A 9,690-nucleotide genomic window follows, 5' to 3' on the forward strand; every position below is an offset into this window, starting at 1 on the left:
GAGGTTGGACATGCACAATCCGCTGTCCGGATCGCCGACGGAATGGTCGGCGCTCGGCCGCGGTCTGGTCGCGATGGGCTCCGCTTTGATCGTGACCGGACTCGCCACCGGAGCCGCCGCCGCGCTGGCCGACGAGCCCGCCGCGCCGGCCGCCGGAACGGCCCCCGCGAGCGTCCTCAGCCCCGTCGCCGCCGGGCATCTGGACTGGCGCCGGGACGTCCCGGACCCCTCGGCCAAGGCCCCGGCGGGCGCGACCGGCCCGAAGGTCGCCGCGAGCGAGGGCGCCACGTTGCAGGCGGACGGAACGTTCCGTTTCCCGGTGAGCTCGGGCTCCTACGACACCGCGTCGGGTTCGGCGACCGTGACGTACGGGGGGAGCGTGGTGTTCACCTTCCCCGACCACACGGTCACGCTGCGGAACCCGATCGTGACGCTCAACGGGCCCCAGGCCGCGGTGAAGGCGGAGCTGACCGAGGCCCCGGCGGCGGGCGGGGCGGCCGGCCGGACGGCGGCGAAGACCGCGTCGCCGGCCCCGGCGTCCGACCTGCTCACGCTGCGGACGAACGGCCTCCCGCCCGCGGTGTCGGGCCGGCAGGTGACCTGGCAGGAGGTCCCGGCCGCGCTCACCCCGGCGGGTGAGAAGGCACTGGGCGGCGACGGCGGCACCGGCGGCGCGAACGGCGCCGGCGCCGGCACCGGCGACGAGGTGACGGTCGCGCTCACGCTCGCGGCGGCGGCGCCCGCGGCGCCCCAGGCCGGCGCGAAGGCCCCGACGACGAGCACGACCACCTCGTCGGGCACGCCCACCAGCCCGTCGAGCACGGCGCCCAGCACCGGCTCGACCGGCTGCGCCACGTCCACGCCGAGCGACTCGTCCTCCCCGACCGCGACCAGCACCACGACCTCGCCGGCGGCGAAGGTGGCGAACGCGGCGGTCGTCGCGGCCCCCACGACCGCCACCTCCACCCCGAGCACCTCGACGTCCCCGACCGGCACCCCGACCGACTGCCCCAGCTCGACCGCCCCCACGAACGGCGGCACCGGCCCGAGCGACGGCGGGACGGCCGGCAACGGGACGAGCAAGCTGCCCAAGACCGGGGACTCGTTCATGATCCCGCTGACCCTCACGGGCGGCGCGATGGTCACCCTCGGCGGCGGCACGATGCTCTACTCCCGGCGTCGTCTCGCGCCGTGGCGGTGACGGCGCCGTGACGGCGTCGCCACCGCCCGTCCCCTGACACCCCGTTTCCCACCAAGACCCGTGTCCTGACCTGGACAAACGGGCCCTGGAAGGACTACAACACCCAGAGGTACCGCGCCCGGAGCGCCGTGCACCGTCCCGTGGGACGGCGCACGGCCGACGGGCGCGCGATACCGGCATGCGCCCCCCGCTCTCGCATGACGGCCCTCACCCGGTGAGGTCCCGGGTGCCCTGGGCCGGTTTCCGCAACGCACTATCGAGAGCAGGTGTTGGCATATGCGCTTCGTGCGCTACCGAACGGCCGAGGGCCTCGTCTACTGGCGGTTCCTGACGGGGAACCACCGGATCGTCGCCGTCTCGCCCCGCGGGTTCGCGAACCCGGACGACACGACGGACGCGATCCGGACCATGCAGGCGCACTCCCTGGACGCGCCGATCGACTTCAGCAGCGACCGCGGCGGCATGTGGACCTGGGCGATGCGGGTGGACGGCATCGTCGTCGCCACCAGCGCGCATCCCTACGGCAGGCGGCGCGAGGTGGACTCGGCCGCCCAGCGGTTCCGGGTGCTGGCCCCGACCGCCGCCGTCGACGAGTGGACGGCCGGACGCGGCGAGCAGCGCCCCGCCCGGCACCGCCGGCGGACCTCCCCGGCGCACGACCCCACGTCCCCGGCCATGATCGTCCACGCGCAGCACGCCGTCCCGGAGCAGACCCCGCTGACCAGGCACGCTCCGCCCTTCCGCACGCACATGCCTCCGCACACGGAGCCCACGGCACGCTGACCCGGCCGAGCACGGCGCCCGCCGCCCACTGAACCCCACTGCCCACTGAACACCGAACCCACTGTCCACCGAACCCGCGGTCCGCTGAACCCACCGCGCGCAACCCACCCGCTCCCACTGGACGCGCCGAAGGTCAGTACGCCCCCCGCGCCCGCACCACCGCTCCCAGCGTCTTCCAGAGGATCATCAGGTCCGCGGCGAACGACCAGTTCTCGACGTAGTACAGGTCGAGCCGGACGCTGTCCTCCCAGGACAGGTCGGCTCGGCCGCTGACCTGCCAGAGCCCGGTCATGCCCGGCGGCACGAGCAGCCGGCGCGCCGCGTCCTCGCCGTAGCCCGCGACCTCCTCGGGCAGCGGCGGACGCGGCCCCACCAGGCTCATCTCGCCCTTGACGACATTGATCAGCTGGGGCAGCTCGTCCAGCGACCAGCGGCGCAGCAGCCGTCCCGCCCGGGTGACCCGGGGATCATCGCGGATCTTGAAAAGCACCCCGTCGCTCTCGTTCGCCGCGGCGAGCGCGGCCCGGCGCGACTCGGCGTCGGCCACCATCGTGCGGAACTTGTACATGGTGAAGGTCCGGCCGCCGAGGCCCACCCGGCGCTGCCGGAAGAACGCGGGGCCGCCGCTGTCCAGCCGGACCCACAGGGCGATGACCGCCATGAGCGGCGCGAGCGCGGTGACCACCGCCAGCGCGAGGACGCGGTCGGCCGCGGCCTTGAGGGCGCGCCGCGCCCCGGCCAGCTCGGGTTCCTCGACGTGGATGAGCGGCAGCCCGGCGACCGGCCTGGTGTGGATGCGCGGCCCGGCGATGTCGGTGAGCGCGGGCGCGACCACCAAGCCGACGCCGCTCGCCTGGAGCTGCCAGCCCAGCCTCCGCAGCGCCTCCGCGCCGAGGCCGGCCGACGCGGTCACCGCGACCGTGTCCGCCTCCACGAGCGCGATGGCGTCGCCGACGGCGGCGAGCGTCCCGGCCACCGGCACGCCGTCGATCTCGGCGGGCCGCACCGCCGGCCCGTACGGGTCGTCTCCATACAGGTCGTCTCCATACCGGTCGTCTCCGTCCGGCAGGCACACACCCACGATCTGGAAACCGGTGTACGGCTCGCGCCGGAACCGGTGGATCAGGTCAGCGGCGGCGGGGCCGCCTCCCAGGAGCAGGACGCGGTGCGACCAGCCTCGGAGCGCGGTGCGCCGGTGATGGAGCCATTTGCGGGCGCCGTAGCGTCCCGCGAGGAGACCGAGGGTGCCCACCGAGAAGGCGGGCACCAGGAAACCGCGCGCCATCGGGACGCGGGCGAGGTAGCAGGCGATGGCGACCAGGGCGGCGAGCCGGAGCCCGGCGGCGGCCGCCCGCCGGTACTCCTCGGCGCCGTAGCCGACGACCCGCGGGTCGTAGGCGCGGGCCATCCGCAGCGCGAGCAGCCACGACACCGCCAGCCCGGGGCCGAGCGGCAGGTACGGGACGCCGGAGAGCGTGGGCGCCCGCCAGCCGAACCGGCCGAGGTAGGCGGCGGTCACGGCGGCGCCCACGGTCAGCGCGTCGACGACGAGCAGCGCGCGCACGTACACCGCGAGCCAGTCCCGGCGGACCCGCCCGCCCGCGTGAAGGTGCGGCACCGCCCGGGGCCGGGCGGCGATCCGCTCGATGGTCACGGCTCGGTCCTCGCCCCGGCCCGATCGTCAGCGGTCGCGGACCAGGCCGGTGCGACCGCCCCGGCCGCCGCCCGGCATCGGGATCGTGGGCGGCTTGGGCTGGGACGGCGGGGTGGTGGAGGGGTGGGCGGGTGTCCAGGGGAGCCGGCCGCGCTCGCCCGCCGGGGCCGGACGGTGCAGGAGCCCGCGGTAGAGGTCCTCCAGCGCGTCGGCCGCGGCGTCCCACGAGTGGCGGCGCAGGACGTCGTCCCGGCGGGCGGCGGCGCCCGCGCGCTCGGCGGGCTGGTCGGCGAGGACCCGGGCGATGGCGTCCCGCAGGCCCGCCGCGTCCCCGGAGGCGAAGACCCGCCCGCCGGGCCCGGCGGCGCCGATCACCTCCAGGTGCGGGGCGATGTCGCTGACGATGACCGGCGTCGCGTGCGCCATGGCCTCCAGCAGGGTGAGCGGCATCCCCTCCAGCGACGACGGCTGGACGAACGCGGCGGCGTGCGCGTAGAGCGCGGCCAGCGCGTCCCCGTAGACGTACCCGAGCAACCGGATCCGCCGGTCGGCGCGGGCCATCTCCTGCAGCCGCCCGACGTAGCCCGCGGTGAACGACGTCCCTCCCGCGATCACCAGGTCGACGTCGCCCTCGATCCCGCGGAAGGCGTCGATCAGCAGGTCGGGCGCCTTCTCCGGGACGAGCCGCCCGACGAACAGCACGTAGCGGCGGGGCCGCAGCCCGAACGCGGCGAGCTCCTCCTCGGCGGGGACCTCCGACGGCGCGTCCACCCCGTTGGGGATGTGGACGGTCAGTCCCCGGCGTTCGCTCAGGTACTCCCGCTCGACCTCCCGGGAGACGGCGACCACGGCGTCCGGCACCCGCTCGCTCGCGCGGCGCGCGGTCCGCAGCACGCCCTGCGCCGCCCGGCCCCACTTGGCGCGCCGGTCGTCGAACCCGTGCACGGTCTGGACGACCCGCGCCGAGGAGAGGTAGCGCGGCAGCGCGGAGCACAGCCCGGGGCCGAGCGCGTGGTAGTGCACGATGTCGGGACGCCAGGGCAGGGCCGCGACCGTGCACGTGAGGCTGTGCACGATCGCGTCGAGGTGCTTGGTGCTGAGGGTCGGGACGTGCCGCAGCCGCATCCCGTCGTAGGTCTCCAGCCGTTCCGGGACGTACCCGGGCCGGCAGAAGACGGTCACCTGGTGCCCCCGGCCGGCGAGCCGGCGGCCGAGATGGGCGACATGGTGCTCGACACCGCCATAGGTCGCGGGCACACCGCGCTGCCCGATCATCGCTATGCGCAGCGGCCGGCCCTCGGCGGGCAGGCGGGAATCCGGCGGGGTTCGCATCGACGGCCTCCGATCACGGCGTGTCCGGCGCCATTCCAGGCCCCGTTCACAGCGGACTCTAGGAATGCACTCCACCGGGCGAAACAATCCGTCGGCGCATTCGCCGCCGCGACGTCGCGCGTTCAGCACGGAAAGTGTCCATTAGCCTCGCGGCCGTCGGGTGTTAACGCTTGAAACCCGCGGCTTCATATGTCCGCGCCCTAGCATGCTGAACCGATTAATCCCGACCACGGGGGAACAGATGAAAATCGGTAATTCCGCGCTGGGCGTCGCGGTCGCCGCGATCCTGGCGGGCGGACTGACCGCCGGTCCCGCCCACGCGGACGACGTCGTCGCGCCCGACGCCGTGATCACCGCTCCGGCCCTGCAGGACGAGGTCTACGGCCGCAAGGCGCTGACCTTCTCCGGAACCGCGACCGACGACACCGGCGTCGCGTCGGTGGGCATCGCCTTCCAGGACCGGAAGAGCCGGCTGTGGTTCCGGCCGGACGGCACGTGGGGCGCCTACCAGCGGTACGCCACGGTTCTGTCCCAGCCCGGCACCGTGAAGACGAACTGGTCCTACACCTGGACCCCGCCCTCCGCGGGCTCCTACGTGGTGCAGGCCGTCGCCAAGGACAAGGCGGGGCACCCCGACAAGGTGCTGCCCTTCCGCCGGTTCGAGGTGGACACGGCCGCGCCGGACACGACCATCAAGATCCCCACGGGGGCGACCACCCAGATCCGCAAGGGCCGCTCCGCCACGATCTCCGGTACCGCGCGCGACGACCACGGCGTCCTCAACGTGTACGAGGCGATCGAGAACCGCGCCACGCACAAGTGGCTGCGGCCCGGCGGGGTGTGGGGGGCCATCTACTGGCACAAGAAGTCCGTGGTGAGGCCCGGGGCGCCCGGGACCGACTGGAGCTTCGGCCAGTCGTTCTCGACGCTCGGCACGTTCACCGTCCAGGTTCGCGCGAGCGACCGCGCCGGACTGGCCGACCCCACGCCCGCGTCCCGGACGTTCAAGGTCGTTCGCTGATCATGCGGCGCGATCCGGCGGCCGGGGAGGCGCCCGGGACCCGGCCGGCGGGGGCCGCCGTCGCGGCGCGGGACGCCCGGACGGTCACCGTGCTGCACGTGACCGGCACGGGACGCAGCGGCAGCACCCTGCTCGGCGGCCTGCTCGGCCAGGTCGACGGCTTCTTCAACGTGGGCGAGCTCGGCTTCCTGTGGGAGCGCGGGCTCGCCCGCGACGGCGGCTGCGGCTGCGGTGAGCCCGTCCGCCGGTGCGCCGTGTGGCGCGAGGTCGTCACCCGCGCCTTCGGCGGGCTCGACGCTCCGGAGACGGACCTGCTCCGCCGGGCGCACGCGGCGACGACGCGGGGCCGGGACGTCCAGGCCCTGCGCCTGGCCGGCCGGCTCCCCCGGGCGTACGGCGGGGAGCTGGCCGAGTACGGTGCCCTGCTGCGCCGCGTGTACACCGCGATCGCCGAGGTGACCGGCTGCCGCGTGGTGGTCGACACCACCAAGCCGGTCTCCTACGGGCACCTGCTCGACCGGCTGACCGGCCTGGACGTCCGGATGGTGCATCTCGTCCGGGATCCGCGGGCGGTGGCGTGGTCGTGGCTGCGCACCAAGCCGGGCACGGGCGCCGACGCGATGGCGACCCGCCCGGCGCTGGTGAGCGCGCTGCTGTGGCGGGCGGGCAACGCCGCCGCGGCCAGGCTGTGGGGCGGCCTGCCGGACCGGTACCTCACGGTCAGGTACGAGGATCTGGTCGCCGACCCGGCCCCCTGGCTGCGGGCGTCGGTGGCGCTGGCCGGTGATCCGCGGCTGAGCGACGAGCCCGCCCTGCCGCTGGTGGACGCGCGGACGGCGTTGCTCACGCCCACCCACACCGTCGCGGGGAACGTCGACCGGCACCGGTCGGGGCGCGTCGAGCTCCGGCTCGACGACGCGTGGGCCACGGCGATGCCCCGCGGCCAGCGCCGCCTGGTGGAGACGGGGACGTACCCCTTGCGGGTGCGGTACGGGTACCGGAGCGGCACATGAGGTTCCCTTCGAGGGGATGGCGCTGTCGCGCCGAGGACGGCTCGGGCCCCGCCGCCGCGGCGATCACCATCGTTCGCCGTGGTGAGCGCCGTGGTGAGCGCCCCGGCCGACGCCGGGGCGCGGGCGGCCGAACCGACCGCCGCCGGTTCCTGGCGGGGTGGTTCTCTCCGAGGAGGACGGCCGCGCTCGCGGCGGGGCTCCTTCTCGCCGCAGCGGGCTGCACGGCGGACTCGGGGGACGACCCGAAGCCCGGCGGCCCGGCGCAGGCGCGGCGGACGGCGCGTCCCGCCCAGCCGTTCGGGCTGAAATGGAACGGCTACGAGCACGACGCCCGCTACGACGGGGTGATCGACTCCTACCGGGGCGGCGGCACCTTCCACGACATCACCTGGTGCGGGGTCGAGCGGGTCCGCGGGGAGCGGCGCTGGGACGCCGAGGACAAGGTGGTGGACGACGCGCTGCGGCACGGCTACGAGCTGCTCGTCCGCATCCGCATCGGCTCGTGCTGGGCCAGCGGCCGCCCGGACGCCCCCGCCCCCCGCACTTCGCCCTCCTACCCGCCCGCCGACCTGAACGCCTACCGGGCGTTCGCCGGCGACCTGGCGAGCCGCTACGCCGCCAGGGGCGTGCACCTCTTCGCGATCGAGAACGAGATCGACACCGCCAACCACTGGGGCGCCGACCCGGCCGCCTACCCCGCCGTCGCCCGCGCCGGGGCCGAGGCCGTCCGGCGGGCCGACCCGCGGGCCCGGCTCACCGACTCCGGGTTGTCCAGCTCCGGCTACGGGATCGCGGTGGCCGAGGCGCTGCGCGCGGCCGGCCGCCGCGACGAGGCGCTGCGGTTCTACCGGGAGTTCGGTGTGCGGCGCGGCGGCGAGCGGTTCCCCGAGGCCCACGACGACGGCGGCCTGCGCGCGGCCTTCACGACTCCGGCGGCCGCGCGGGCCCTCGCGGCGCACAAGGCGAACTTCGGCCTCGACAGGGACCGGGTCTTCGACATCGTCCAGCTGCACTACTACGACCCCTGGCGGCTCGCCGGGCAGGTCGTCGACTACATCCGGCGCGCCGTCCCGGCCGGGACGCCGATCGAGGCGTGGGAGGCGGGCTCCTTCTGGCCGGGGCAGAGGTACGACCCGGCGGCGCACGCCCGCGAGACCGCGCAGCTCGCCACCGACCTGCTGGCGCGGGGCGTGCGGCGGGTCGTCTACCTGCCGCTCTTCTACTCTCCCGGAGCGGTCGCGCCCCAGGAGACCTGGCGCGCCCTCTACACGCGGGACGGGACCGCGCGCCCGGCCGCCGCCGTCCTGGAGAAGCTGCGCGACGCCACCCGGACCGGAACCTGGCGGCCGTACGAGGGCCATGGGCTCAGAGGCGCCGCCGTCGGCCTGCACCGGGAGACCGACGATTCCACCACGCTCGTGCTGTGGAGCGCGGACGGGACGTCCCAGACCCTCACGGCCCCGTCCGCGGGCGGGACCGAACTCACCCCGCTGCCCGGCGGGCGGACACGGACCTGGAACGCCGGCACCGTCACGGTCGGCGCCGATCCGGTCATCATCTCCACGCGGCTCCCGGTCACGGCCGCGCTGGACTGGCTGAACGGGAACGCCAGATGAGCCTCTCCGCGAGTCCTCGCCCGCGCCTCGGCCCCGGCTGGGTCCTCGCCCTGTGCGGCGGCACCGCGCTCGCCGCGTGCGCCGGCACGGGCCTGGCCATGGGCGCGAGCCGGACGGTGACGGTGCTGCCGCTCGCCGCCGCCGGGGTCGCGGTGCTCGCCCGCCTCGCCGTCACCCGGTTCGCCTCGTTCGTGATGGCCGTCCTCGCCGTGCGCACCGCCCTGGACGCCGCCAAGCTCGGCGGCGGGCAGCTGCAGATCGGCAAGGAGCCGGCGGAGTCCGGCGTGCCCGGCTGGCTGGACCCGGGCGCGCTGCTCGGCGTGACGTTCGCCGTCGCCGGAATCGCCTGGCTGGTCGTCCAGGGCCCGCGGGACGCCGGTCCGGCGGCGGCGCCGCGGGCGCGTGCGTGGTGGAACTTCACGGGGGGCCTCCAGGGGGGAGCGGGCGCACCCGGGTGGTGCGCCGGAGGTCACCGCACATCATGAAAGACGACAAAGAGGGGCGGAAGGCGAGAAAGTGCCTAAACGCATCGCAACAGTTGGCACAATGGGTGCGGGAACTCCCGCCGACACAGGGCAGGACGTCCCGTTTCGCCGCCGGACCGTGAAGTGCGCGATCCGGCCACGGGATTCTCGGCACTCGCGCCGCCGACCGGCGCGAGTGCCGCCGGGACGGGAGAATGAGCCGGTGACGCTGCTTCTGGCCCGATCCGACCTGGAGTCGCTCCTCGATCCCGCCGCGTGCCTGGCCGCGCTGCGCCGCGGCTTCACGGCGGCCGGGGGCGGGACCGCCCCGCGCCGGGTGGTGACGGCGCTGCCCGGCCAGGGCTCGGCGACCGCCCTGCTGCCGGGCCTGGTCGAGGGCGTCCCCGCCTACACGGTGAAGGTGAACGCCAAGTTCCCCGGCAGCCGCCCGGCGCTGCGCGGCGTCGTCTGCCTGCACGACCTGCACACCGGTGAGGCGCTCGCGCTGCTCGACTCCGCCACCGTGACCGCCTGGCGCACCGGGCTGGCCGCCGCGATCGGCACGCACGCCCTCGCCCGCCCGGACGCCGCCACCGTCGCGGTGGT

The 9,690-nt window shown here is 75.5% G+C and carries 8 protein-coding genes and 1 pseudogene; 7 read left to right on the forward strand and 2 right to left on the reverse strand.

The genetic code is table 11. The annotated features are described in order from the left end of the window. Window positions 1-10 precede the first annotated feature (10 nt). Window positions 11-1,201 (forward strand): HtaA domain-containing protein, encoded by a 1,191-nt coding sequence (locus E1291_RS09440; RefSeq protein ID WP_131737360.1) that lies wholly within the window; start codon window positions 11-13, stop codon window positions 1,199-1,201. Between the two features lie 276 nt (window positions 1,202-1,477). Further along, window positions 1,478-1,984: a YegP family protein gene (locus E1291_RS09445; RefSeq protein WP_165495039.1), complete on the forward strand. Its 507-nt coding sequence runs from the start codon at window positions 1,478-1,480 to the stop codon at window positions 1,982-1,984. Window positions 1,985-2,117: 133 nt separating this feature from the next. On the opposite strand, the gene E1291_RS09450 is transcribed toward E1291_RS09445, so the two are convergent. Continuing rightward, window positions 2,118-3,638, reverse strand: a complete 1,521-nt coding sequence (locus E1291_RS09450) for a sugar transferase (RefSeq protein WP_242614042.1) — start codon at window positions 3,636-3,638, stop codon at window positions 2,118-2,120. 27 nt (window positions 3,639-3,665) lie between these two features. Then, window positions 3,666-4,970, reverse strand: a complete 1,305-nt coding sequence (locus E1291_RS09455; protein WP_131737362.1) for a glycosyltransferase family 4 protein — start codon at window positions 4,968-4,970, stop codon at window positions 3,666-3,668. A gap of 241 nt (window positions 4,971-5,211) precedes the next feature. Between E1291_RS09455 and E1291_RS09460 the strand changes: the two genes are divergently transcribed. The 5 genes and pseudogenes from E1291_RS09460 to E1291_RS09480 all read left to right on the forward strand — a co-directional run. Further along, a complete protein-coding gene (locus E1291_RS09460; protein ID WP_131737363.1) occupies window positions 5,212-5,991 on the forward strand; it encodes an Ig-like domain-containing protein in 780 nt (259 codons plus the stop codon). Between the two features lie 2 nt (window positions 5,992-5,993). Then, window positions 5,994-7,004 carry a sulfotransferase gene (locus E1291_RS09465; RefSeq protein WP_131737364.1) on the forward strand — a complete coding sequence of 337 codons (1,011 nt, stop codon included), beginning with the start codon at window positions 5,994-5,996 and terminating at the stop codon, window positions 7,002-7,004. Then, on the forward strand, window positions 7,001-8,620 hold the full coding sequence (locus E1291_RS09470; RefSeq protein WP_131737365.1) for a hypothetical protein: 1,620 nt from the start codon (window positions 7,001-7,003) through the stop codon (window positions 8,618-8,620). The genes E1291_RS09465 and E1291_RS09470 overlap by 4 nt, the downstream gene beginning before the upstream one ends. Further along, the gene (locus E1291_RS09475) at window positions 8,617-9,105 is read left to right on the forward strand and encodes a hypothetical protein (RefSeq protein ID WP_131737366.1); all 489 of its coding nucleotides are present in this window, start codon (window positions 8,617-8,619) and stop codon (window positions 9,103-9,105) included. Before E1291_RS09470 ends, E1291_RS09475 begins: the two co-directional genes overlap by 4 nt. 202 nt (window positions 9,106-9,307) lie before the next feature. Further along, window positions 9,308-9,690: pseudogene (locus E1291_RS09480) on the forward strand (ornithine cyclodeaminase family protein); the annotation flags it as partial.

Origin of the sequence: Actinomadura roseirufa (assembly GCF_900659635.1) — a bacterium.
Classification (GTDB): Bacteria; Actinomycetota; Actinomycetes; order Streptosporangiales; family Streptosporangiaceae; genus Spirillospora; species Spirillospora roseirufa.